At 48.5% G+C, this 25,537-nt stretch carries 23 protein-coding genes; 7 read left to right on the top strand and 16 right to left on the bottom strand.

Annotated elements, in window-relative coordinates:
- Window positions 1–132 precede the first annotated feature (132 nt).
- Window positions 133–1,050: a hypothetical protein gene (locus ACUTVW_RS16110; RefSeq protein ID WP_445646743.1), complete on the top strand. Its 918-nt coding sequence runs from the start codon at window positions 133–135 to the stop codon at window positions 1,048–1,050.
- A 178-nt stretch (window positions 1,051–1,228) separates the two neighbouring features.
- On the opposite strand, the gene ACUTVW_RS16105 is transcribed toward ACUTVW_RS16110, so the two are convergent.
- From ACUTVW_RS16105 to ACUTVW_RS16090, 4 genes are all read right to left on the bottom strand, one after another.
- Entirely contained in the window at window positions 1,229–1,468 is a 240-nt protein-coding gene (locus ACUTVW_RS16105) for a YezD family protein (protein WP_110898208.1), read from the bottom strand.
- Window positions 1,469–1,671: 203 nt separating this feature from the next.
- A complete protein-coding gene (gene cysW / locus ACUTVW_RS16100; RefSeq protein ID WP_445646742.1) occupies window positions 1,672–2,550 on the bottom strand; it encodes a sulfate ABC transporter permease subunit CysW in 879 nt (292 codons plus the stop codon).
- A 149-nt stretch (window positions 2,551–2,699) separates the two neighbouring features.
- Complete coding sequence (gene cysT / locus ACUTVW_RS16095; protein ID WP_445646741.1) at window positions 2,700–3,539, bottom strand: sulfate ABC transporter permease subunit CysT; 840 nt, start codon at window positions 3,537–3,539, stop codon at window positions 2,700–2,702.
- Between the two features lie 171 nt (window positions 3,540–3,710).
- A complete protein-coding gene (locus tag ACUTVW_RS16090; RefSeq protein ID WP_445646795.1) occupies window positions 3,711–4,796 on the bottom strand; it encodes a sulfate ABC transporter substrate-binding protein in 1,086 nt (361 codons plus the stop codon).
- Between the two features lie 630 nt (window positions 4,797–5,426).
- Here ACUTVW_RS16090 and ACUTVW_RS16085 point away from each other — a divergent pair.
- A complete protein-coding gene (locus ACUTVW_RS16085) occupies window positions 5,427–6,110 on the top strand; it encodes an S-layer homology domain-containing protein (protein WP_445646740.1) in 684 nt (227 codons plus the stop codon).
- Between the two features lie 235 nt (window positions 6,111–6,345).
- On the opposite strand, the gene ACUTVW_RS16080 is transcribed toward ACUTVW_RS16085, so the two are convergent.
- Window positions 6,346–6,972 carry a nitroreductase family protein gene (locus ACUTVW_RS16080; RefSeq protein WP_445646739.1) on the bottom strand — a complete coding sequence of 209 codons (627 nt, stop codon included), beginning with the start codon at window positions 6,970–6,972 and terminating at the stop codon, window positions 6,346–6,348.
- A 273-nt stretch (window positions 6,973–7,245) separates the two neighbouring features.
- Complete coding sequence (locus tag ACUTVW_RS16075) at window positions 7,246–7,707, bottom strand: RrF2 family transcriptional regulator (protein ID WP_434748260.1); 462 nt, start codon at window positions 7,705–7,707, stop codon at window positions 7,246–7,248.
- A 431-nt stretch (window positions 7,708–8,138) separates the two neighbouring features.
- Between ACUTVW_RS16075 and ACUTVW_RS16070 the strand changes: the two genes are divergently transcribed.
- The 3 genes from ACUTVW_RS16070 to ACUTVW_RS16060 all read left to right on the top strand — a co-directional run bounded on the left by ACUTVW_RS16070 (window position 8,139) and on the right by ACUTVW_RS16060 (window position 11,370).
- Window positions 8,139–8,864 (top strand): MBL fold metallo-hydrolase, encoded by a 726-nt coding sequence (locus tag ACUTVW_RS16070; RefSeq protein ID WP_445646738.1) that lies wholly within the window; start codon window positions 8,139–8,141, stop codon window positions 8,862–8,864.
- Window positions 8,861–9,436: a TetR/AcrR family transcriptional regulator gene (locus ACUTVW_RS16065; protein WP_445646737.1), complete on the top strand. Its 576-nt coding sequence runs from the start codon at window positions 8,861–8,863 to the stop codon at window positions 9,434–9,436. The genes ACUTVW_RS16070 and ACUTVW_RS16065 overlap by 4 nt, the downstream gene beginning before the upstream one ends.
- 1,448 nt (window positions 9,437–10,884) lie before the next feature.
- Window positions 10,885–11,370 (top strand): CcdC family protein, encoded by a 486-nt coding sequence (locus ACUTVW_RS16060; protein ID WP_445646736.1) that lies wholly within the window; start codon window positions 10,885–10,887, stop codon window positions 11,368–11,370.
- Between the two features lie 277 nt (window positions 11,371–11,647).
- On the opposite strand, the gene ACUTVW_RS16055 is transcribed toward ACUTVW_RS16060, so the two are convergent.
- Both ACUTVW_RS16055 and map read right to left on the bottom strand, forming a co-directional pair.
- Window positions 11,648–12,661 carry an NADP-dependent oxidoreductase gene (locus ACUTVW_RS16055; RefSeq protein WP_445646735.1) on the bottom strand — a complete coding sequence of 338 codons (1,014 nt, stop codon included), beginning with the start codon at window positions 12,659–12,661 and terminating at the stop codon, window positions 11,648–11,650.
- A 390-nt stretch (window positions 12,662–13,051) separates the two neighbouring features.
- On the bottom strand, window positions 13,052–13,798 hold the full coding sequence (gene map / locus ACUTVW_RS16050; protein ID WP_434748263.1) for a type I methionyl aminopeptidase: 747 nt from the start codon (window positions 13,796–13,798) through the stop codon (window positions 13,052–13,054).
- Between the two features lie 208 nt (window positions 13,799–14,006).
- Here map and ACUTVW_RS16045 point away from each other — a divergent pair, with 208 nt between their 5' ends.
- Complete coding sequence (locus ACUTVW_RS16045; RefSeq protein ID WP_445646734.1) at window positions 14,007–14,216, top strand: hypothetical protein; 210 nt, start codon at window positions 14,007–14,009, stop codon at window positions 14,214–14,216.
- Window positions 14,217–14,501: 285 nt separating this feature from the next.
- Here ACUTVW_RS16045 and ACUTVW_RS16040 read toward each other — a convergent pair whose 3' ends face one another.
- Window positions 14,502–15,335, bottom strand: a complete 834-nt coding sequence (locus ACUTVW_RS16040; protein WP_445646733.1) for a serine/threonine-protein kinase — start codon at window positions 15,333–15,335, stop codon at window positions 14,502–14,504.
- 136 nt (window positions 15,336–15,471) lie between these two features.
- A complete protein-coding gene (locus tag ACUTVW_RS16035; RefSeq protein WP_445646732.1) occupies window positions 15,472–16,170 on the bottom strand; it encodes a hypothetical protein in 699 nt (232 codons plus the stop codon).
- 540 nt (window positions 16,171–16,710) lie between these two features.
- Between ACUTVW_RS16035 and ACUTVW_RS16030 the strand changes: the two genes are divergently transcribed.
- On the top strand, window positions 16,711–17,664 hold the full coding sequence (locus ACUTVW_RS16030) for an L-lactate dehydrogenase (protein ID WP_445646731.1): 954 nt from the start codon (window positions 16,711–16,713) through the stop codon (window positions 17,662–17,664).
- Window positions 17,665–17,791: 127 nt separating this feature from the next.
- Here ACUTVW_RS16030 and ACUTVW_RS16025 read toward each other — a convergent pair whose 3' ends face one another.
- The 6 genes from ACUTVW_RS16025 to ACUTVW_RS16000 all read right to left on the bottom strand — a co-directional run bounded on the left by ACUTVW_RS16025 (window position 17,792) and on the right by ACUTVW_RS16000 (window position 25,474).
- A complete protein-coding gene (locus ACUTVW_RS16025; RefSeq protein WP_445646730.1) occupies window positions 17,792–20,500 on the bottom strand; it encodes a PAS domain S-box protein in 2,709 nt (902 codons plus the stop codon).
- Between the two features lie 302 nt (window positions 20,501–20,802).
- Entirely contained in the window at window positions 20,803–21,537 is a 735-nt protein-coding gene (locus tag ACUTVW_RS16020) for an ABC transporter permease (RefSeq protein WP_445646729.1), read from the bottom strand.
- A 1-nt stretch (window position 21,538) separates the two neighbouring features.
- Window positions 21,539–22,255, bottom strand: coding sequence for an ABC transporter permease (locus tag ACUTVW_RS16015; RefSeq protein WP_445646728.1), 717 nt, complete (start codon window positions 22,253–22,255; stop codon window positions 21,539–21,541).
- Window positions 22,252–23,166: an ABC transporter ATP-binding protein gene (locus ACUTVW_RS16010; RefSeq protein WP_445646727.1), complete on the bottom strand. Its 915-nt coding sequence runs from the start codon at window positions 23,164–23,166 to the stop codon at window positions 22,252–22,254. Before ACUTVW_RS16010 ends, ACUTVW_RS16015 begins: the two co-directional genes overlap by 4 nt.
- 95 nt (window positions 23,167–23,261) lie before the next feature.
- Window positions 23,262–24,794 (bottom strand): ATP-binding protein, encoded by a 1,533-nt coding sequence (locus ACUTVW_RS16005; RefSeq protein ID WP_445646726.1) that lies wholly within the window; start codon window positions 24,792–24,794, stop codon window positions 23,262–23,264.
- Entirely contained in the window at window positions 24,791–25,474 is a 684-nt protein-coding gene (locus ACUTVW_RS16000) for a response regulator transcription factor (protein WP_445646794.1), read from the bottom strand. The genes ACUTVW_RS16005 and ACUTVW_RS16000 overlap by 4 nt, the downstream gene beginning before the upstream one ends.
- Window positions 25,475–25,537 lie beyond the last annotated feature (63 nt).

The following is a 25,537-nucleotide window of genomic DNA, read 5'->3' as shown; positions in this document are numbered from 1 at the left end:
ATGCTTACAATCCGTTTAGAAATGATATCCCTCTACCTGCTTGAATTCATCCACTTCCTGTGTAATAGTGAGAGATAGCTTGCGTAAAGCATGTTCCACATACGTCAAGTTGGTTGTAAAGGAGGAAAAGTTGTGTTTCAACGTTGGTTGGATAACCTGTCGTCACATCCCGATGCTACGTATATACTACTGGGTGTGATTGCCTTGCTTCTGGCCGTTTATCTGTGGTCGGCTACAGAAATTCGTCGCAGCCATGCACGGCGCATGCAGAGGTTACGAGATACATTATACATAAGCACAGGTCTATTGGGACGACTTACCATTTGGGAACAAAGGAAAAAGGAAACAAACGATCAGGAGCACCACGAACTGTTAAAAGCAATGCAAGCCTGCAAAACAGCCTCATGTCTCTCCCCACAGCTCCAAGATCAGATTCGTGACTGTGTCAAAAATGAAGATACAGCCAGACTTACCTTGATGCATAAAGCACTTGAGCGGGAATGCACCGCACTATCGGACGAACTCAGCCGGAGTAACAATTCGGTGCACTGGGGCCGTGCGATCTGGACAATCCTCAGACCTGCCGCCGAACCGGTTGCACTGGCAGCCACTGCGATTTTGATCGGAAACTTCTTCTACACACAGCGGATTGCAGGTACGTCTATAAATACCTGGAACAGCCTTTTGCCATGGATTCAAGCCATTTCCCTTATGCTTACGATACTCTATGGTTACTTGCTCTGGGCCAGTCCAAAGCGTGGCACATCAGGCACGTTGGTCAAATGGCTTTCACTTCTGATTGCACTGTGCTCTCTGCTTCACCTGATCGGACTTGCCGCGGCTCCATATGCGCTCGCCCTGCAACTTATTCTGTTTGCCTCAGGCTTCGGGTTAACCGGATCACGCTCCCGCAGTGAACGTCCATACGCCGGGCACACTGAAACGGATGACAGTGCCAGCAATATAGCTATGCCAGTACATGAGCCTGTTGAGGAAGATACCGCTCCCCCTGCTCCTCCCCGCAGATCGGGTTCGGCATCTGATAAATAACAAGTTTAAAGGCAATTGCCAAAATTTCCACTCTTTAAAGTTACAGCTTTTCAAAGGTACAACATTTTCCCGCTAGTACCCAGACGCAAATAAAAACGGCTGCCCCTAAGTCAACATGACGACAGGGACAGCCTGTTTATTTTTAGAAGTAACCATGTAACACAGATATAGAACTAAACTATCCTTTGGCACTCGCGTTTGATCCACGAACGGAACGGGCAGAGCTGCTTCTGGCCGTATTGCCGGATTTGGAGGCGCTGCCTGAGGATGTATTTTCAAAACGCTTGCGCTCGGTTCGCTCCATCTGCACAATCTGCCCCTCATGTACCACGATGTGCAATGAACCAAACTCCATGTCATCCAGCTGCCCGGCAATTCGGTTCAACCATACCTCATCCACTTTTAACGGCTTAGCCACTTGAGCCGCCTCCTCTTCTCGGGTTTACCACCCGTTGTATTCCTGTGCTCACCTGTATTACATAAGTTCAATTATAATTCATCCTTATCCAACCTATATACTTGGTTTATACAATATCAGGGCTTCCAGCAGCTGTCAATTGATATTTTGATCCCAATTTACAGCTGCTTTTCCGGGCTGTTTGCGAGTGCGCTTGATCCGCGTTATGCCTTTTCTGAAACGGCTTTATGCCCAAGCCAGCTTTTGATCAGCAACGTGGCCAAAGCCAGAATCAACAACAGTGAAGCAACCGCGAAAGAAGCCGAAAACTGATATTCGTTATACAAAATTTCAACGTGTAGCGGCAAGGTGTTCGTTTCTCCACGGATGTGACCAGACACAACCGATACGGCTCCAAACTCCCCCATAGCACGCGCATTACAGAGGATGATACCATACAAGAGGCCCCATCTAATATTAGGCAATGTCACACTCCAGAAGATGCGCCACCCGGAGGCTCCCAGCGTTACAGCCGCTTCTTCTTCCCGGGTGCCTTGATCCTCCATCAGCGGAATAAGCTCTCTCGCCACAAAAGGAAAGGTAATGAATAAGGTAGCAATTACAATCCCGGGAAGAGCAAAAATGATTTTGATATCATGCTCGGCCAGCCATGGGCCAAACCATCCATTTGAACCAAACACAAGGACAAAGATCAAACCGCCAACCACAGGCGAGATGGAAAAGGGAAGATCAATCAGGGTAATTAGCAGACCTTTACCCTTGAATTGGAATTTGGTGATAACCCAGGCCGCCGCCACGCCAAAAATCGTATTCAGCGGAACAGTGATTCCGGCAACGAGCAGAGTCAGCTTCAGTGCAGACAAAGCATCCGGTTCCGTCAGCGCAGCGATGTAAACACCCCAGCCTTGCTTCAACGCTTCCATAAGCACAATGACCAGCGGCAGGATTAGCAGCCAGATCAGGACGAGACTCGCAAGTCCGATCAGCAGCCATTTTACCCAAGGCGCTTCTGTAGTCGCGCGATTCGTTCTACGGCCGGTTTTTACAGGTGGAACAGGACTAAGAGGGACAGAACCCGCCATCGATACACCTCCTTCGGTTTGGGTGAGTGCGCCACAGAGTGGCTGTGAATTCCGTCCGGGCCACCACGAATGGGCAAGCCGCACGGACAGAATGTGAAGTTAGAATGAGAAGTTATCGACTGATCTTTTGACATTTCATTCCGCCGCAATCACACCCTTCCCGCCTTACGACTCCAGCGTTGAAGGGAATTGATGATCAGCAGCAGGATAAACGAGATCAATAAGAGCAGCAAAGCTACGGCTGTAGCTCCTGCATAATCAAACTGCTCCAGCTTCGCCATAATGAGCAGCGGCGCGATTTCTGTTTTCATCGGCATATTGCCTGAAATAAATACCACGGAACCATACTCACCAATGCCCCTTGCAAAAGCTAACGCAAACCCCGTCAGCAGCGGGGGGATCAGATCCGGCAACAAAATGGCACGGAATATCCTCCATCGCCCTGCACCCAGCGTTGCCGCGGCCTCTTCCACCTCAGCCTCAAGCTCCTCCAGTACAGGCTGTACGGTACGTACGACAAACGGAATACCGATAAACATAAGTGCCAGGGTAATCCCTACCTGAGAATATGCCAGTTTGATGCCCAGCGGCTCGACAAATTGTCCGATCCATCCGTTTCCGGCATAGATCGCGGTCAGGGCTACCCCGGCTACGGCTGTGGGCAGTGCAAAAGGAAGATCAATGACCGCATCGAACAATCGTTTACCGGGAAATTCATACCGAACCAGCACCCAGGCCAAGAGCAAACCCAGAAACAGGTCGATTAAAGCCGCCGCACCGGCTGTCAGGAAACTGACCCGGAATGAAGCCAGCACCCTTGGATTGGTAGCCACCTCCACCATTGTTGCCCAGGTTAATCCGGTGGAGTTGAATAATAGTGCCGTCAGCGGAATCATTACCACCAGACTCAGATATAACACGCTGTACCCCATCGTTAATCCGAATCCCGGCAATGTTCGCCTTCCCCGGATCGCGATTCCCTTACTCATGCCTATTCATCCTCTCCGCCGTCAGCCGGTCAGGCTGGTTGGCCCCGTACAGCCCAATTTGTTTACTTTGGTTTTTTGCTTTGATTTTTTGCTTCGCTTGGGTACTTCGATTGATTGGTTTGCCTTGATTGATTCTTTTGCTCACTTTTAAATGCTGTTGCCCTTTTGTCCTTAACTGCCCGGCACGTAGATCTGGTCGAAGATGCCGCCATCTTTGAAATGTTTGGCCTGGGTATCCCGCCAAGTACCAAAGACATCTTTTAACGTAAACAGCTCCAGCTTCGGAAACTGATCCTTGAACTTCTCTTTCACGCTATCCAGCGTAGGACGGTAGTAATTTTCGGCAGCAATCGTCTGGCCTTCTTCGCTATATAGGTACTTGAGATATTCATCCGCCACGTCGCGAGTGCCTTTTTTGTCTACATTTTTATCCACGATCGCCACAGGGGGTTCTGCCAAAATGCTGATGGAGGGCACAACAATATCGAATTTGTCCGGCCCTAACTCTTTTACGGAAAGGAATGCCTCATTCTCCCAAGCCAGCAGTACATCGCCAATGCCACGTTCCACAAATGTCGTTGTTGATCCACGAGCACCCGAGTCGAGCACAGGAGCATGTTTGAACAGTTCTGCCACGAACTGCTTTGCCTTCTCTTCATCGTTGTTGTTATGTTTCAGTGCGTAACCCCATGCCGCTAAATAGTTCCAACGTGCGCCGCCCGATGTCTTCGGATTCGGAGTAATGACCTGGGTGTCGCCTTTGATCAGATCATCCCAGTCCTTGATGCCTTTTGGGTTGCCTTTGCGCACCAGAAAGACAATCGTGGACGTGTACGGTGAGCTGTTATGCTCGTATTTATCCTGCCAGCCTGCATGAATCAGACCTTTATCTTCAATCGCATCAATATCATAGCCAAGCGCCAGCGTAACCACATCTGCATCCAGTCCATCAATGACGGAACGGCTCTGTTTCCCCGAACCTCCGTGAGATTGTTTAATGGTCACTTCCTGGCCTTTCTCTTTCAGCCAATGCGCAGCAAATGCCTTGTTATATTCCTCATAAAGTTCTCGTGTCGGGTCATAGGAGACGTTGAGCAGTTCAATCGCTTTGCTTCCTTCCTTATTGCCATCTGTCCCTGTTCCTGTTGCTGCATCTGCTGCATTCGATCCGCCTTGATCTGATCCGCAAGCCGCCAGCACCCCTGTTAACACCAGTGCCAGCCCAAGCAGAATTCCTTTGTGAACTCTCTTTTTCATCATCTTACACTCCCCCCGATATAAACTTGCATGATCAACTACAGGTTGGCAGAACAGCGTTACGCACCCGAAAAAAAACAAAAAGACGGAGGAACCCCCTGCGCACTCTTCCCCTCATCAAGTCATACCGCCCCCCTAAGGTCGTGTATGCTCTATCGGTAAAATGCACTGCGGTGTTCCTCCGTCTATACGGTGAGAACGTTATGCTGTTCTAATGTTTGCATTCATGAGTCTGTCATGACCAATTCCGCAAAACCATCAGTCAATTTTATTATTCCTACCTGTTTAGTAAGTTATATACGTATAATAAAGGCAGTCTATAGGACTGTCAAACGTTTTTTCCGTTTTTTACCGAAATTTTGCAACATTTACTCCACTCTCTGCTCTCACCATAATACAAACAATGAGACCCATACATCAACCGCCCCTGTTACGTAAATCAGACGGATTTCGCAGGCAATAATTAATCATGTTCCTCGAATCCCTACTGCTGGAAGCCGCAGCTCCCCCGGTCACTTCGGGATTAAAAATAGGTTGAAGCAACCTTTTGAACAAAAGGGGCGTCTATAGAGGCAAATCACTTTAAAACAAAGGGATATGAACTTCCCGGAAAGCGAGGCGACACCGAAAATGAAGAAAAACAGGATTGCTGCTCTCACCGCAGGAGCTTTGCTTACACTCTCATTAAGTGCAGGCCCACTCCATGCTGCACCGTCTAAATTTACGGATATTCAAGGCGTTCCAGGCGCAGACAAGATTGAATCTCTTCATCAGGATGGACTAATCAAGGGGGTTAGTGACAACTTGTTCAAGCCATCCGAACAGCTGAATACAGCACAAGGTGTTCAACTAATTGTGGATGGTCTGGATCTGAATCTGAATGCCATTCGTTTTATCAAAATGCCTGTGCCCAGTGATTATTTCTCTGCTGTAAAAGATGGCGTCTGGTACAGTGATGCTTTCATCCGTGCACAGTACAACAGCGTCAAGCTGCCGCAAAATATTGATCCGTCCAAACCGCTTACCCGTGAACAGTATACCCTGTTCCTCATGCAAGCCATTGAAGCTAAAGGCGGTCTGCCTATGATCAAAATCCAGCCAGTAGACATTGCGGACGAAAAAGAGCTCACGCCAGAGTACCAAGGTGCAGTACAGCGTTCCCTAGTGCTGAAAATCAGCACATTGGATGCGAATGGACAGTTTAATCCGAAACAAGCCATTACTCGCGCTGATGCTGCGGTGATGATGTACAACGCAATTGAGCATATGAATGCCTTCACGACACCGCAAATCCCGGAGACACCGGAGAAGTAGAGTTTTTCTTATGCAAAAGTGTAACATCGCGAAAACCCGCACCTTCCTTCCCTAGGAAGGGTGCGGGTTTTTTAATATTCAGTCTTAGTGTGGTCTGGTGTGGGTTTGGACCTTTTATTATCCCGTGATAGCACAGTCTAAAGTGTCAAAATAACAAAAAAGCGAGCACTCCCCTTCTATAAAAAGGTCGTACTCGCTTAGAATATCATTGCTTATAATCCACGTTTAGGTGGACTTAGAAAGAACCTTTTACAACTACTTCGGACAATGGGAATCGGCCTGACGGACGAGCTGGCTCAGCAGCTTTACCTACAGTGATCAGCAATGTTGGTACAAAGCGTGCAGGGATGTTGAAAGCTTCGATCAATTGTTGTGGGTTGTATCCGCCCATGGGGCAAGTGTCATAACCCAGGGAACGTGCTGCCAGCATAATGTTCTGGGAAGCAAAAGAAGCATTGCGGATCGCTTCATCACGAGCGATTTGCGGGCTTTGGTAAGCACCGTTAATCTGACCCACCAATGCGTCACGAACTTCAGCAGGCAGTGCACCAGCTTCAACAGCTTGATCGTAGATGAATGTATTGCGGTTCGCTTCCAGATCACCAAGAACAGCAATCGTAACGGAGCTGTCAACCACCTGTGTTTGACCGTAAGCGATCGGAAGCAATTTTGCTTTGTCTGCTTCGGATTCAATCACGAGGAATCTCCAGTGTTGCAGGTTCCAGGAAGACGGGGCTTCGGAAGCTGCGGTCAAGATTGCGTTCAGGTCAGCCTCAGGCAATACGAACCCTTTTTCGTACTTTTTGACTGCGTGGCGTTCGCTAATTACGCGAAGTGTTTCATTTTTTTCAGTAGCCGACATGTGGTGTTCCACTCCTTAGTTCTGTTTGGATTATTATATTTTTACGTTCGCAAAGCACGCGTTGAAAGCCAATACGCCCCAAGCACAGGCCTTCCGAAAATAACATCAGCGCAGAGGAACGCTCCCCATCTGTGTTCACGTTATGCCCGGAATTACCTCAAATTACAATTCATTTTACACCGGAGCACACGCCTGTTCTACACTTCTCCCCCATACTTGACTCAGCCAAATCATGGTGCAATTAACACATGACATTCCGTTTCACAGTACCCATCAGGACTTCTCGCTGGCAGATAAACCTTCCATCGGAAACGGGCCTTCTCCACGCTCAATACTTTGCCTCACATCAAGGATGGATATGCGATCGAAATAAGCACTCAGTGCCTCTTCCCCTCCACCATATATAGCACCCATGACCTCCTGCATATTAGAGGATACTTTACACGGTGAACCCGATTCACCTGAACACCAGCTTGGTCCCAGCGAACCTCCGGCGACAAGTCTGTAGACTTCCCCTAGCTTAATCTCTTCACTCGGACGGCTAAGCAAGTAACCGCCATGAGCACCTTCCTTTGTCGTCAGGTAACCATGTTTACGCAGAACACTCAATACCTTGCGGACTCTGGCCGGGTGTGTACCCACACTCTGGGACAGGTCTTCACTGTTAGCCATACACTCGCTTCTCATGGATAGAAAAACAAGGCAATGCACCGCAATGGTGAATTCGCTGTTCATCACTTACTCCCTTCCCGGCATATTGCGCCGATGAACTTCAATCCAAGGTAAGTATAACTGTCATTATATGAATAACAGTTATGTTTGTCAACATTTGCTCCTGAACGTCGTTGGAGTACGAAATTACCTGTTATATCAATAATTACACCGTATCCATGATTCGTTGAAATCACACCTGATATCCCCCGCTCGGGAAGGTTATCTACATAAAAAAGTGAGCCTTTCGCTTCGCGAAGGGCTCCAATAAGATAGACATATGAAAGGGCTTACGTGATTATTATAATCGGTAATCTTCATTTTGAAAACGCTTTTTTTGTAAAGTTTTATTTTATTCTAATTAGGGGCTGTCAGGCTATTTTCAGAAACACTATTGCCAAAACTAATGTCATTAGTTATATTACTAACATCATTAGTTTTCTGGAGGTTTTCTGATGCGTATTGTCCGTGAATTCGATGTCCACCAAGTCACATTTCTCCCCCGTCTCTTCCCTGTAAATGTCTATCTGGTTGAAGAAGAAGAGAGCCTCACCCTGATTGATGCCGGGATGCCATTCAGCCTCAAAGGTATTCTGGCGACAGCCGCTTCACTAGGGAAACCCATTAACACCATCATCCTGACTCACGCCCATGCGGATCATATTGGCGCGCTCGATGGTCTTAAGGCTGCACTCCCCGATGCCGAGGTGTGCATCTCCCGTCGGGATGCCCAGCTGTTAACCGGTGACACTTCCCTGTTGCCGCACGAGCCGCAGACCCCGATACGCGGCAGTGTTCCCAAAGCCGTCCGCACGAAGCCGGATCGGCTGCTCGAAGATGGCGACCAGATCGGCTCGCTGGTCGCCATTGCTTCTCCAGGCCATACGCCAGGGCATATGGCCTTCATGGATACACGCAGCCGACTGCTAATTGTCGGCGATGCGTATCAGGTTCGCGGGGGCCTCGCCGTCTCCGGCCGCGTGCGCCCGCTCTTCCCGTTCCCTGCGCTGGCCACGTGGAATCGCGAAGCGGCACTAGCCAGCGCGAAGCGCCTGGCGGAGCTGGAACCGTCCGTGCTGGCCGTTGGCCACGGACGGATGCTGCGCCAGCCCGCGGCGGCCATGCGCGCGGCAGTCGCTGATGCTCAGCAGCGACTGCAATTAGCCGGGGGACAGCGATGAGCCCCCGGCAAGGTCTGGATCGCGGCGCACTGCTCAGCGCCGCGGCCCAGATCCTGGACAGCGACGGCTTTGAGGCGCTGACCCTGGCCGCTCTGGCGAAGCGGCTGGATGTGCGCTCGCCGTCGCTCTATAACCACATCAGCGGGCTCCCCGGGCTTCGCCAGGAACTGGCGCTGATGTCTGTGCAACACCTCGGCCGCGCCCTTACTGAAGCCGCGGCTGACCGCACTGGCGACGAGGCAATTCAAGCCATCGCCGCCGCTTACTTGGGCTTCGTTCGCCAGCACCCTGGGCTCTACGAAGCCGCATACCGTGCGCCCGATCTGAATGAACCTCAGCTCGAGGCATGCAAAACAGCGCTGCTGAACATGCTGCTGCATACCTTGCAGCCCTATCCCCTCACCGAAGCGCAAGCGTTGCACGCTGTTCGGGGATTGCGGAGCCTCTGCCACGGATTCGCCTCCATTGAGGCACAGGACGGCTTCGGCTTGAATTTCAGTCCGGACGATAGCCTGCGTCTGACCGTGTCCGCCTTTCTCCACGGTCTGCGCCATCTTTCAGCAGACGTATAAACAGAGCCGTTTCTTTTCTATTAGGACATTCCATGGTCTCCATGGTCGTAATTACAGGAGGTAAACAACTCGGGACTAGCCCGGGTAACTAACAAGAGAAGGTACCTGACCAAGCTTTGCAGCCAATCGAAGCCCGTCTAACTAAACATAATTAGTTTAGCTTTGCGCACCATATATAACTCCCTGCGTCCGCACTTTGCTTCCAACCAAGAGTGGATGCTCGGCCGTCTAGACAAAAAGTAAGCGTGCCAAGACATGCCTAAGTACCCGAGCAAAGCAGGACGGTTGGGACACACGTAAGTAACTGAACGATGGATACAGTCTAAGCGAGCTACACCAAGTAATCGAAACCATCTAACCATCAAACTAACATTAATCAAGCTTTTCGCCACGCCCTACGTAAAGTTCGCAGCACACGCTCCCTACTTAATAACAAAAGTGGTTATCACTAACGTACTCCCGGTCGGATTAGTTAGATCTGATCAGGTCAGACCAGAATGATCGACTAATGTTGGGCGTTTATACGTCTAGCAGAATTCTAACGATCACCAGAGAGCTTATATACTCGATAAACAGCATTTTGAAATTCTAACGATCACCAGAGACGCTATTTTCGCAAAAATGGGCTAGAAACGGTGAAAAAACCCGGAAATTCACAAAATAAGGTTTCTCCTGATCGTTAGGATTAAAATGAGCTGGAAATGGGATAAATAAGGCTTCTGGTGATCGTTAGCCTGCAAGGGGTATGCGATGTGCGCAGGGGTTGAACGCTTTGGGACTGGATATCATGTGATGAGTATAGGTCACCCTCAAAGGGTGCCTTACTATTCGTCCGTTTCTACTGTGATTCTTTTTTTCATTTATTCCCCCTCCACCCTTCCATAATCCACCATTATTTAACGTTATCCAGCACTCTCCGAGACTGCTTAGCAGCATACTCAGTGTGTGTGTACTTTTTGCAGCAAGCCAACCCGCTACATCTTATCCGCATTCCCCAGGCTCAGCCATCTCCGTATATCTACGCTTTACACTTCTCCGACCGTCCTACACCTCTTGCCTATACTCCCCACGCACAGCATCTCCGTTTATCAATACTCTACACTCCCCCATCTGTCCATACACATCTTATCCGCGTTCCCCATGCATATCATTCTCCGTTTATCCATCTACTACAAGTCTCCATCTATCCTTCTACAGCAGTGCTTTGCTTGTTCTTCCACATCCGCTAATTTCCCCGAATTCGTATAAACGCTCTCTCACCGGGAACAATACTACATATTTTCCAAATAAAAATGATCCTCATCACCTATGGTTTTACAATATATGCGTTCATATATGTGTTCTATTGAGTTCTCGTATTTATGCTATAATAGGAACTGAAAAATCAGGTCTTATGTATCTCATCCGATTCATCGGATTACATATCATTCCAGAAAGAGGGCGTTTATGTGGCTCAAATCTCTCCGTACTATCTTCAAATCGGGGCGACCGTGGGCATGCTTGTCATGGCCTTGCTTGCCATCTTTATTCGTATGAAAGCCAGCCACAGGCCGGTCACCATCCGTAAAATTATTATTCCGCCGCTCGGCATGAGCACAGGCTTTTTTATGTTTGTTGTACCAGAGACACATGTTCCATGGTTGTGGGCTTTGATCGCACTTCTGGTCGGCTGGTTTATTTTCTCGTATCCGCTCATTCGCAGCACCCGATTTGAACGCGTAGGGGAAGAGATTTTTGCCACACGCTCCCGCAGCTTTGCTTTTATTTTGCTCGGATTGCTCGCTGTACGCCTGATTCTGCATGAAGTCATCCAGCGATACGTCAGCATCCCGCAAACGGGCGGGCTGTTCTTCCTGCTGGCATTCGGCATGATTGTGCGCTGGCGTGTTTATATGTACAAGCACTACAAGGAAGTACTGACTGTTCAACAATAGGCAGCTAAAGTATCCCGGTTCTCCTAAACTATAGAACTAGGACAATTAAGAAATCACGGGATATCACAGCAGCTAAAAAACTAAAAAAGACACGTTCATCACCATCCAAGGTGCGGAGAACGTGTCTTTTACTTTTAGTAGCTAGCAACGCCGGACACAACATGGTTCAGCATACTTAACCCGGACCGATCAATTCACTGAACCCAAGTTTGTTTCAACTTGCTCAACTCGCTTAACTTAATCTACTCAGGCTATTCGACTCGAAGCACAATGCCATCTATTCAGGATCTGCAACCTTCACCAGTTGCTTGCCCAGATTATCTCCCGAGAAAAGACCCATGAACGCTTCCGGCGTCCGTTCGAAACCATCTACAATATTCTCTTCATATTGAAGTTTGCCTTCCTGAATCCATTTTGCCAGCTTGGCACGCCCTTCCTTGAAGGACTTTGTATAATCACCCAGCAGGAAACCTTTCATCAGTGCCGTATTGGTTAGAAGTAACGTCTGCGGACGCATGCCGATGTCGGGTTTCTCCAGATTATAAGATGAGATCTGTCCGCACAGGGGAATACGTGCATTCCGGTTGATATGACGCAACACCGCATCTGAAATTTCGCCGCCAACATTGTCGAAATACACGTCAACGCCGTTCGGACAAGCCTTCTCAATCGCTGCAGACATATCTTGTTCGTTTTTGTAATTCAGTACAACGTCAAACCCAAGCTTTTCTCTCAGATAAGCACATTTTTCGTCAGAACCTGCAATACCGACTACACGCGCACCGACAATTTTACCGATCTGGCCCGCAATCATGCCCACAGCTCCTGCCGCACCGGACACTACAACGGTCTCGCCATCTTTGGGTTTGCCGATATCCTCCATGCCAAAGTAAGCGGTCAAACCTGTCAGGCCAAGTGCACCCAGGTAGGCTGTAATTGGAGCCTCGTCTGAATCAATCAGTGACAGATCCGTTGTATTAACTGCAGCATATTGCTGCCAGCCCCACATCCCGGTGACCAGGTCACCCTTACGCAAATTCGGCTCGGAAGATTCTACGACTTGCCCGATTGCGCCCCCCTTAATAACTTCGTTCAAGGCGTATGGCGCTGCGTATGATTTCGTATCTTTCATTCGTCCCCGCATGTACGGATCAACCGATAAATATAATGTACGAACCAGCACTTGCCCAGCTTCCGGTTCAGGTAACGGCGCCTCAACAAATTCAAAATTTTCTTGGGAAGGAGCCCCTTCAGGACGGGACGCCAGTACGATCTGTTTGTTTACATTCATTAAAATAACCTCCTGATTCCCAGTGGCTTCAAGGTCAGCCCTTGTCATCCGCAGTAACGCAGGTGCACCACTGGCTCTATGTTGATCTTCATAATAGTTTAAACCGAAACAGGCGGATCACAAACGTGGGCCGCCCGGAAATATATAAATATCTTCACATTATAGCTCTAGACCAAGCTTAGTATAGTTTTTTTCAAGCATCCTTATGGGGACTCTCCGTCACTCAGCCTTAAGATTTTCTGAACTAACTTTACCGCGCGGTGAAAATGACATAGCCAACTGTGAAATGACATGATACTTTCATACCGGGCAGATAGGCTCCTGTCCTGTATGTGTAGTTCACCCACCTAAAGCTAGCTTCCCATTCCCCATTAAAACCTATCAACCGTCTTACTGTTCAGTCAAAATAACCGGCCCATCGGCTGTAATCGCAATCGTATGCTCATACTGGGCAGACAGACTCCCATCCAATGTGCGTGCAGTCCAGCCATCTGAATCCAGCTTGCTGCGGAACGTTCCGATATTCAACATCGGTTCAATGGTAATGACCATGCCTTCCTTGAGACGTGGGCCGCGATGTGGCGGGCCATAGTGAGGAACTTGCGGCTCTTCGTGCATCTTCTCCCCAATGCCGTGTCCAATAAATTCACGAACGACCGCCAGACCTTCTCCCTCAGCATACTGCTGAATCGCATTGGAGATGTCTCCGATCCGGTTACCGACAACCGCTAGCTCAATGCCTTTGTACAGGGAGTTTTTCGTCACATCCAGCAGATGCTGTGCCTTCGGACTTACATTCCCCACAGCATAAGACCAAGCCGAGTCGGCAAGCCAGCCATCCAAATTAACAACCATGTCGATCGTGACGATATCGCCGTCTTTCAGGACATATTTTCCCGGAAAGCCGTGACAGATCACGTCATTAACCGACGCACATGTCGCATACGGATAACCGTTGTATCCCTTTTGCTCCGGTATAGCGCCATTTTTCTTCATAAACGCTTCTGCGAACTGGTCAATTTCCTGTGTTGTGATTCCCGGACGAATCAGTTTTGCGATTTCTCTATGGCACGCCGCCAGGATTTCGCCCGCTTTTTTCATATATTCAATCTGTTCTTTGGTCTTTATCGTGATCATGCCAACTACTCCTTGTCCGTTATGATCTTATCCTGTCTTCTATTGTAACGCGAAACGCTCAAAATAAAAAATTCCAGTAACTTAACCAACATCCTATTATACGCCAAGCCGCCAATAGATGAACACTCTTTTCTCCAAAACACGAAACCTCAATTGGGCAAGCTACGTATTAGCCTAGAATAACTGAAAACGAAAGGGTGAGCGACTCATGTTTAAGAAACTTATAGGCAAACTAATCGACTCCAAGTCCTCTTCTAACCACAAACGTTACAGTTCATCCAATAAACGATCCTATAAAAAATATAGCAGTTCATCCGGTAAACGCAGCTACAAGCGCTATTCCTCTTCAGATATGAAATACAGGGATCAGCGCCATGGTTCCGGTTATTACAAAAGCAGAAAACACAAATCCAGCTAGGGTGTGTCTGAGAACGCTGAAGGAAGCAGATTTTCCGAATTTTCGTTCCAAGCCAGGAAGTTTACCGAAGGCGTGCGGGGGCACGTCAAGGGAAAGTGACGCAGCAGGGGGCGAAAAGGCGGCAAAAGATGCACTTCAGTCGGTTTCAAGACACGCCCTAGACAAAAGATGGATCTGCACACATGAACAAAGGGGTGTTCGCTGATACCGTACGGACGGTCAGCTGAACACCCCTGTTTTTTATTTAAACGCATAATGCTTCGCTTGCTTACCTGCAGACTTCCCTCACCGTAATAACAACTTCAAACGGTCCATCTCACGCTGCAGCTCTCTTGCCCCGCCCTCATAACCCGGACGAAGCCCAAGAAGCCGCTCCAGCATCTCATGCAGCTCAGGCGTAAGTCGAAGCTCCTCCTGCCAACTGGCAGACACGCTTCCCTTCTGGGGCTCATAGGCTGAATACAGCATGAAAAGCAGGAAGTGACCGAAATCTTGCAGATCCTGATCAGGGATCGCCGGTTCATCTTCAGGTTCAGGCACTTCCTTCATTCGGCGCTTCAGCTCTGGCAACAACGGCTCCCCCAAGCGTCTTGCCAAGCCAAAATCAATCAAATGCACTCGTCCTCCCCGTAAAATAACGTTAGGAATTCGTACATCGCCATGAATATATCCCTGATCATGCACATGAGCCACCGGAGTCAGCAGCTGGCTGGCAAGCTCTACGCATTCAAGCTCTGTATATTGCTGCCCTTGTTCAAAAATCAATTGCTCCAGCGTCTGTCCCCGGACATACTCCGTCACCATATAATTCCGTCTTCGCACTGCGAACGTGTGCAGCAGCTTAGGAATGGCCGGATGTTGCAGGTGCTGTAACACATCCGCTTCCCTGCTCAACAGCCGTGCGGAAAGTCTCCCCTTACTGGGCTTTGACTCCTTCAACGCTACTTCCTTACCCGTCTGTTGATCCACACAGAGATAGGTCAATCCGTAGCTCCCTATACCCAACAACTCCCGTATAACATAGCGATCCCCTATAATCGTTCCTTGCCGCCCAGGACGGTCTATGAATTGCCCAAGCCATCTTTGCCAGCTTCGCTCCAGCTCCATGTTGCCTCCCATGCCAGCTCCTGTTATCTGATCCCATCCCTGTCCTGTAATGTTGAACAGCTGATTATCGGCTGGACTTCATGTTGTATTGGAGCTAATTATATCAGGCTGCATAGGTGAAATCACGATCATCAGGAATGCAGGATCATCAGGCTTCCTTATGTTTCTTTGGCAGCAAACCAAACAACATACGGAGCGAAGTGACTTTAGACTTGCGTTTTCTCCCCTGGTAACTGCGCAGATTCGTGACCAGTTCGCGATCCCGCTCCTCCTCCAGCTTTTCGTTCATCCACTGACGTTGCTTCTCCATCTGTTCCTGGAGCGCAAGATGGCTCTCCGCCAGATGCTGAAGTGTCAGCTCCAGTTCATCCACCCGGTGCTGCAACACCTGCACACGATCATCCTCTTCTTGCCGCGGTTCTACCGCACCGTGGGTGACCTCACTTACAAGCTGGCCGAGACCTTCATAGGATCTCAACTGTCCGTACTGATCCACTTCCAGCGGCGGTAATGAATTCGATCCAGATAACACAGCACTGGCAGCAGCACACTCCTGCTCTGCTTGCTCGTTAAAGTCTTGTACCGTTTCCTGTCGTGGTTGCGCTTCTGCGGGTGACAACACGGTAACTACCGCATCAGCCAGCGGCAGATTATGCTCCCGAAGCTCTGTCATCAAGCGTTCAATGCACTCGATGTCATCGGATTTAAACAGTCTGGACTTATTCGCAGAACGTTCGAAGCGATACCCCTGTTCCTCAAGTGCTGCCGCATATTTACGAAGAGTACTGGCACCTATACCCAGGCTCTTGGCCGTTTCCGTCGTTGCTCCTACTTCTTCAATCATCATAAATTCCCTCCCGTAATGAAGTCTTTTGAGCATGCTTTCATCATGAAGTCTTTTGAGCATGCTTTCATCATGAAGCCTTTTGGACTTGCAAAATAACGGCTTCAGCGTTCCTGCAACGAACTGTCATCGGATCGGGTAACCTTTCCCTATGCTTCTCTCTTGCATGTCGGTATGTATTCGTCAGTTTGCCTACGGAACCCTTTGACGGTTTAGTTCTGTTTCTGGGGATTCGTAAGAACTTTTGTCAGGTATATATATCGCAAAAAATCCCCATCGTCCGACAAGCTACAGGAATGCTGTCGTGTCGAAATTGAGAGATGCAAATGCCGTCTAAATTTCGGAGTGCATCAAAATGATGTCAATTTTGTTGACTCCGTTACTCCAATACGCTCCCGCGACAGAGGAAATCATTGCTGTATAGCTTTTCCATGTGTTATCTTATGTAACGTAGAATTGCATATCAGCATAAAATAAAGGACTATACTTAACATAAGAATGATCAAGTAACGGATGAATCCAATGTAATGGAGGATGAGGGCAGTGTTAGGCAAATCAGGTAAAGTGGCGGTCATCGGGGCGGGTCTTGTTGGTTCAAGTTGTGCATATTCCATGATTAATCAATCGATATGCAGGGAAATTATGATGGTCGATCGAACGTATGAACGTGCTGTGGCACAGGCACTCGATTTTTCCCATTGCATGGACTTTACCCATAACCGAACCAAAGTGTATGCGGGAACGTATGCCGATTGTGGCAACATGGATGTCATCATTTTGACTGCAGGTGCCAATCCGAAGCCAGGACAGACGAGACTGGATGTTCTGGAGGAGGCGGAGTCCATTGCCAAAGATATCGTGGTTCCGATTATGAACAGTGGTTTCAACGGCATCTTTGTCGTTGCCGCCAACCCCGTGGACATCGTCACGTATATGGTATGGAAATTATCCGGATTGCCACGTGAACGTGTCATCGGGACGGGGACATCCATCGACTCTTCACGGCTCAAAACTCTGCTGTCCGAGGTATTCTCCATCGATCCGCGCAGTGTACACGGCTACGCACTGGGTGAACATGGTGAATCCCAATTTGTAGCCTGGTCACATGTGACGATCGGTGGCAAGCCTATTCTCCACATTCTCGAACAGCACAAAGAACGCTTCAAACACCTGGATCTGGATGATATCGCCAAAAAGACGAAGGATGCCGGCTGGGAAATTTTTACCCGCAAAGGCTCAACCCAATACGGCATCGGTAATGCACTCGCCCATATTACTCGCTCCATCCTGAATGATGAGCACAAAATTATTGCCGTTTCTGCTATTTTGGACGGAGAATATGGACAACAGAATGTCTGTGCAGGAGTCCCTGCGATCATCGGCGAGGGTGGCATTCAGGAGATTATTGAATTAAATCTCGACAAGAACGAATACGAGAAGTTTGAGCGCTCCTGTGAAATTCTGTCCGGAAATATTAACCGCCTGACCATCGCCTAGTTCCCCTAGATCCAGATGAACAACAGGTTAATCCGCGAGCTTGAGATATGGTAAAAATCAAAAAAATAACCTCCATATCACCACACGGTGGAGATGGAGGTTGTTCTGCTACATCTATCTTTTTATATCAGTTAGGCTCAAGTTGCCGGTCCTCGGAAGGTCCCCATTGCTGCAGAACACGTTTCAGTTCACTTAGCATAACCGGTTTGCTGATAAAGTCTCGCATCCCAATCTCCAGACAAGCCTCTTTGTCTTCCCGCTTGGAATTGCCCGTTACTGCAATAATCGGAGGAATACGATCCTCAGGAATCAGCCGGTGCAACAGATTGGTGGCTTTCAGTCCGTCCATTACAGGCATATGAATATCCATCAGCACAATATCATAGGCATTCTGCGAGATCGCGTCAATGGCTTCTACACCGTTGGTGCATACATCCGCCTCATAACCCAGTTTCTCCAGATATTCCTGTATGATCTTTCGGTTGACCGGATGATCTTCTGCCACGAGAATACGCATAGCAACCTTATCACTTTGCCGTGTGCGGTCATGCTGGAACTGGCTTGCAGACTTTTCTCCAGATGCTTCGACACGAGTAGCTGGTATCGCAAACCGAAATACGGAACCTTCTCCCTCGATACTTTCGACGCTGATGCTTCCGCCCATAATCTCTACGAGTCTCTTGGAGATGACAAGCCCCAGTCCTGTACCGCCATATTTGCGGTTAATGACTGGATGCAGCTGAGAAAACGACTGGAACAGCTGATCCAGCTTATCTGCCGGGATACCAATGCCCGTGTCCTCCACAGCAAAGTCCAGTACAGTATGCTCAGGTTTATTTCCCTTAATGATATCAACGGTAACGTCAATGGTTCCCTGATCTGTGAACTTCAGTGCATTGCCAACAAGGTTCACAAGAATCTGCCGAATACGCATCGAATCCCCTGCCATATAATCAGGGATATTTGGATTCAAACGATAGCGTATCTGCAGATGTTTCTCGTCCGCCCGCGGTTTGAACAGCTCCGCAACCTGCTCCAGCATCCTCCGTAACGAGAACGGCTCATAGGCCAGTGCCATTTTACCAGACTCCAGCTTGCTGAAGTCCAGAATATCATTCAGGATGTTCAGCAGTGCGTCCCCGCTTTCTTGGATGATCTGAGCGTACTCTCGTTGCTCCTCAGACAAATCCGTTCCAATCAACAGCTCGGTCATACCTACAATTCCGTTCATGGGTGTCCGGATTTCGTGACTGACGAGTGAAAGAAACTCCGACTTGGCCTGTGCAGCCAGCTCAGCCGTCTCCTTGGCACGAACAATCTCACGTTCGCCGGTAACGTCATTGAACACAACAACGGCGCCACGAATCTGGCCCTCGTCAATGATCGGAGTCACCTGATACTGTACGAGGAAACTGCTGCCGTCTTTCCGCCAGAATACATCCTCTGTCACCGAACGCCCCCGTCCATCCATCACCGTCATATGAATCGGGCATTCATTTTTAGGAAAATAACTTCCGTCTGCACGGGAGTGGTGAATGATCGGATGTGAACTTTTGCCGATAAATTCATGGGCTTCATAACCGAACATCGAAGCGGCTGCCGGATTCATAAACATCGTAATACCATCCGCATCCAATCCGTAGATTCCTTCGGTAACGGTGTTGAGAATCAACTCATGCTGTTTGCTCAGCTCCTGAATACGTTCGGTGTATTCCTTGCGCTCCGTTATGTCTGATACAATACCGTAGACGCCAACCATTTCGTCATCTACAATAATCGGCACATTCGTTACAGACACTTCGATCTTACGGCCAGCGGAATTCACAACACGAGTCTCGTAATATTGGGGTTCTCCCTGCTTCACAAGCTCAAAGCAGGCTTCACCCTTGTGCATTTCTCTCTTATCCAGATTCGATAGAAAGGACTGTCCAATCAGCTTGCTGCGCGGGATATCGAGCATCTGCACCATATTGCCGTTCACCGCACTGTACCTACCCTCCAGATCCAAGGAATAGACCGCAGCCGGATTATATTCAAACAATGACTTGTACCGCTCTCGGCTCTCGCGAAGACGTCTGTCCGCATCCTTTTGCTGGGTGATATCCCTGCTGATGCTGACAATTTGTGTTACCTTGCCATGCTCTCCAGCCACGGGTTTTGCCAGTGTCTCCATCCAGATATAATGTCCATCCTTGTGCAATACCCTCATCTTGCATCCATTTCCGATATTCGAAATTTGCAACGGATCGGGATAATCCCCCGGGTAACAGTAGGATTTAAACGACTTTCCTGTTACCTCCTCCGGCTCGTAGCCCAGCAGCATACGGACAGATGGTGAGACATATAGAAGCTCGCCCTCGATGGAGCAAGTCGTAATCAGATCTTGGGCATGTTCTGCCAATACCTGATACTTCTCTTGTGCCTCCTGCAGTTCCTGTTCGATGATTACCTTATCCGTTACATCCTTGGCAATACCATAGATGCCGACGACTTCATCGTCTTCTGTAATCGGTATATAGGTCACCTGTGCATGTTTCACAGAACCATCTTTATGATAAAAGGCCATCGCTTCACTGACTGAACGTCCAGCCAGCACATCTTCGATGAATTGTACGCGTCTCTTTTCACTCTCAGGCGGGCTGATGCGATCCCGATTCACCCCTGCGAGCTCTCCAATCTTATAGCCAGATAACCGTTCAAAGGAAGGGTTAGCATCGATATGATTCCCTTCAGTATCCATGACATAGATGGCATCCGGGTGGTTAAAAAACAATGATCGGTAAGAGCTACCCTCAGAAATAATTCGTTTCAGGGTTTCCGTTTTATTATGATCCAAAGGCCTACCCCTCTTTTCTCAGCCAAATCTTCTTTTAACACTACATAATCACAACTTTTGGCTGTAACAGGCTTACCCTCGAATAACCATGTTCGCCTGACTAGAAACAACTTTTTTTATTTTACCAGATTCTCGTCTAATTTTGCTTATAAAATAGGATAACATTCAGATCACTGGGCATGAAAAAGATGGAATTATGCCTTTATCGCATAATATAAAAAAACTGAGACTGTCTGCATACCAAATCATTGGATGCACAGCCTCAGGAAAGATCCATTTGTTATTCCCATCGAACGTATACTTTATACTTCTTTCTTCGAAAAATAAATCATGCCCATCGCAATAAATAGCACAGCGCTGCCACCAACTACGGTTAAAAGTGTACCCAGTGGAACATTGAACGCACCAAACCCTGTTCCCTCAATTGGAAGCATCAGAATCATCGGCTGTGCCCATGGATAATATGGGCCATACGTTGCGGAGTTTCCAACCAAAATGTTAGGTATCGTTAGCGCGAAGTTCAAGGCAAGCGGCGCGGCGAAGCTGCTCCAGACCAGAGACACAAACATCTGTAATGCTGCCAGCGGGATACATGCCAGAAGTCCAAGTAGCATCTTGCTGACAAGGAATCCCCATGGTACCGGTGAGGCCATCCCATGAATTAACCCTGTCAAGACGATACTTCCTAATAGAAGCAACTGTGTACAACCCAGGAGTAGCAATACCACCGTGAATTTGCCTAAATACACACCTGTACGTGTAAGTGGCAGAACCAAGAGCTGTTTCCATCCACCTCCTGCATGTTCAAAGCGGCATACAAATGAGGTGAACACCCCTGTCAGCATTGGCAACAAGAGCATACCGTGAATCATCACCATGCCTGACATCAATGCAATCCAATCACCTGATGGGGAAGATAACAGACCAATGAGCAGTGCAATCAGCGGACTGATCAGAACCAAAAGCGAGATAGGCGATTTGGCCATTTTCAAACGTTCCGCAGATAAAATACGAAAATAGGTTGTAGCAAAATTCATATTAGGCCACATCCTTCCGGCTGAAGTGCACCATGCCTACCAGCAGAATGATGATTCCTAAACCTGCACCCATCCCTGCGTACAGGTACGCGTTAGGAGCACTCCACGCCATCTGTGCCCAAGCCAGTGGAAATTGTGGAGAGATCATGGATGAGAACATACCGGTGATGGCAAGAATAATGCCGAAAGTAACCGGTAGCGCCTGATTTTTGGATACCAGCGTAAACCATAATTCAATAGACAATACAGGCAATGCACCACCAAGCGGCATAAGTCCCAGCTTCAGTGCCTGTGCCCACGGTATCTCTTTGGCATCGAAACCAAGCACAAGCCCCAGTCCAACAACCCCAGCGGTTAACAACAAACATGAGATCATTAGTAGCACACAAGCCAGCAGAAACTTTGCAAGATAAACAGCTGGTCTTTTAATCGGCATCGCCAGAAGTTGCTTCCACGACCCCTGCTCATGCTCTATTCCGGCTATCATCGAACTCAAAATGGTTGCGCCCAGCATTAAAGCCAACGGCACAAAAACAACCACGTTACCCAGCAGACCTCCCCACAAATTTTCCGCATACTGCTCTTTCAGATAATCCAGTCTTAATCCGAAATTCAGAGCCTGCATGGCCGTTAAGCCGATTGGGGCCAGAAATACAAGAAACCAGATGCCTTTGCCACGAATTTTAAGCCAGTCGGCTGATAATGCACGTCCTGTCATAGGGATGCCCCCTCGCCAATGACACGCATGAAGAGATCCTCCAAAGACTGTCTCTGTTCTTCAACCCGGTATACATCATGATCCTGTTCAATCAAACGGCGCACCAGCAGTGCAACAGCGCTGTTATCCATGTAAGGGAAGGTAAGCGCAGCACCCTGTCTCTGACCAAATAGCCCCTGCTCACGAGCAAGCTTCATGGCCGTCTCTGGTTCAGACACCGTAAGCCTGATGGAGCTGCCTGTCTGACTGTGCAGACTTGCCATCGTATCCTGCATCACCATTTTGCCATCTCTTATAATGCCGACTCGGCTCGCCATCTGCTCCACTTCACTCAGTAGATGACTGGATACAAGAACGGTGATGCCATGCTCCAACGGCATACGTTTGATAAGTTCCCGAATCTCCTGAATCCCCGCTGGGTCAAGTCCGTTCGTTGGCTCATCCAAAATAAGCAGTTCCGGTTCACCGAGTAACGCGCTGGCAATGCCCAAACGCTGTTTCATCCCGAGAGAATACCCTTTAACATTTCGTTTAGCATCTTTCGTTAGATCAACAATAGATAACACTTCCGCAATTCTTGACTTGGGCACATTAATAATGCGGCGTAACACCTCAAGATTCTCTACCGCATTCAGATGACCATAATAGGAGGGGTACTCCACCAGAGAACCTACACGACGTAAAATGTCCATACGTTCTTTCCGAATATCTTTGTCGAAGACCCGGATGACACCTTTGGTCGGTTTAATCAATCCGAGAAGCATACGGATCGTTGTTGTTTTGCCGGCACCGTTGGGACCGAGGAAGCCGTAGATATCTCCCTTTCTAATATGAAGGTCAAGTTCACGAACCGCTGCACGGTCCTTGTATGTTTTCCATAAATTCGCTGTTTGAATAATATTTTCGCTCATTCATCATCACCTCGGAACTATCGTAACCTTCCAAGGTTAAAGCAAGCGTACATCCAAGTTTAAGTTTAGTTTAAAAAGGAACCTCGTGCCTCGGCTCAAGGTTCCTGGTTGTTATCTTTGCCATTGTACAGATAGACGCGAACCCCTGCTTCGGTGCTTTCCACCCGCTTCCGTAAACCCATCTCACGAATCAGCAAATCTACGATGGACAGACCAAGCCCTGTACCCTTGGTTCCTGAATCCGGCTGTATTCCCGGCCCGTGATCTTCGATTAACAGGACAATTTGGCCTTGAATCGGCTCGGTGGAGATGCGAATATACTTACCGCTGGCGGCATGACGAACTACATTTTGGAATAGATTGTCCAGCACACGCCTTAAGCCTTGCTCATCCACATCCCAGATTAACGGAGACTCCGGCAGGTCAATATCGATCTCGAATCCTTCTTTCTCCCACACGGGATACCATGAAGCGGCAGCCTCCCTCATCATCCGCAGTACATCTTTCTGCTCCAGCTTCAATGTATACCTTCCGCTAGCTAGCAGATTATAAGAGAGCATATTGTCGATCAATTCACCGAGATCCTGCATCTTGCCTTCCATGCGATTCAGCGCCCGAACGCCTTGCTCGCTGAGGTTTTCTTTATGCAATGCATGCATATGCCCGCGAATTACGGTCAACGGAGTTCTCAGATCATGAGATAATCCGGCAACCAGCCGTTTACGAAGCTGCTCCTCCTCCCGTTCACGCTGAAGACTCCCCGTTAACTGATAGACCATCTGGTTAAAGGATTCCTCCAAATGCCCGATCTCATCCGACCTCCTCACGTCCACAGGAAGCGGTATGCCTTCCTTGCTCGGAGCGACCATTGCTGACTGCAAATGAATCAGCCGCTTGCGAATTTTAGCAAAGAACAGTACAGACATAATGATGAAGATGATAAAAACAGTGAGCATAACTACACCAAAATAGACGAATTCCATCAGTCCGTTACTGGAAGAATTCTGGAGCATCTCACGAGGGACTTCGATTACCATAAAACCTTGATCTTTGTTTTCATTCCCGCCTCCAACATAAGCAACAACGGTCAAGGGATCGCGATACAAGGCTTTTTTCATAAACTCTATCGTATAATTCGCTGTCCACGTTGCAGGAACTCGAGTCTCTTCCGTCTTGCCGGTTACCATCACCCACTTCAGTATGACATCTGTATTTGAAGTCTCATGCAATTCTACATTGTCCGCAGGATTCAATGACTTCGGCTTCAACACCTCTGCCTCTTTACCCCCCAGCATTAACTTCGTTCTGCCTGCTGCATCCACTCGATACATTGCCGATTTGGGAAAGTTCTCCTGCAGTTCCTTCATCCGTTTCTCTATCATTTGGTCAGAAGCCCCACCCAGCTTTTTGGATTCACTAATCCACAGACTGGTAATCCGATCAGCGTCACCGTAAGGTGCTTCTTCAATGGGAGTTGCATTATTGATGATCACAATGAAAACTGTGGCTACCAGCGGCACCACAACAGGTACAAACAGAAACGCCGCCAAAATCAGAAGCATGTATCTGGACATCAATGATCGCCCAAACTTTATTTTGGGACGGATAGGCTGTTCTTTTTTACTCATGGCTTCTTCACACGATAGCCCACACCACGCACCGTCTGAATAATCACCGGATTTGCCGGATCAAGCTCCAGCTTCTCGCGTAGATGCCGGATATGCACCATTAACGTCTTGTCCCCATCCAGATAAGACTCATTCCAGACCGCCTCGTAAATCTGTTCTTTGGTACGGATCATGCCCATATGTCTGAGCAAATAAGCGAAGATGTGGAACTGTTTGCCTGATAAAATAATCTCTTCGCCCGTCTGCTCATTGACGATCCGGTTATCTTGCTCATAGATCGACAGATGGTCCAATTTGAGAACCGTATCACTTGAAACGCCGGCGCCTGCCTTCCGCAGTTGAACCTCAATCCGCGCAGCAAGCTCGTCCGGATGGAACGGCTTGGTCACATAATCATCGGCAAAATCAAGCCCATGCAATTTGTCATCAATGGATGTTCTGGCCGAGAGCATAACGATGGGCACAGCAGGATGTTCTTTTTTCAAACGTTGCCCTACCGTAAAACCGTCCAGTCCCGGCAGCATGACATCCAGTATGACCAGAGAACAATCTGCCGCAGCCTCAGCAGCACCCTCCCCACTTCCCAGCCAGACAACCTCATATCCACGTTCCTCCAGATCCTCTCTCACCCATGTTGCAATTTCGACGTCGTCCTCAATGTATAACAGTTTTGTTTTCATCATCTATGTACTCGTTTCCTTTCTATCCTCTTTGGGTTAATGATATATCTGGGCAACGTTGCA

The sequence above is a fragment of the Paenibacillus sp. TSA_86.1 genome (assembly GCF_052691815.1).
The sequence above is the reverse complement of the archived record's forward strand: the minus strand, read 5'-3'. Positions and strand labels throughout refer to the sequence as shown.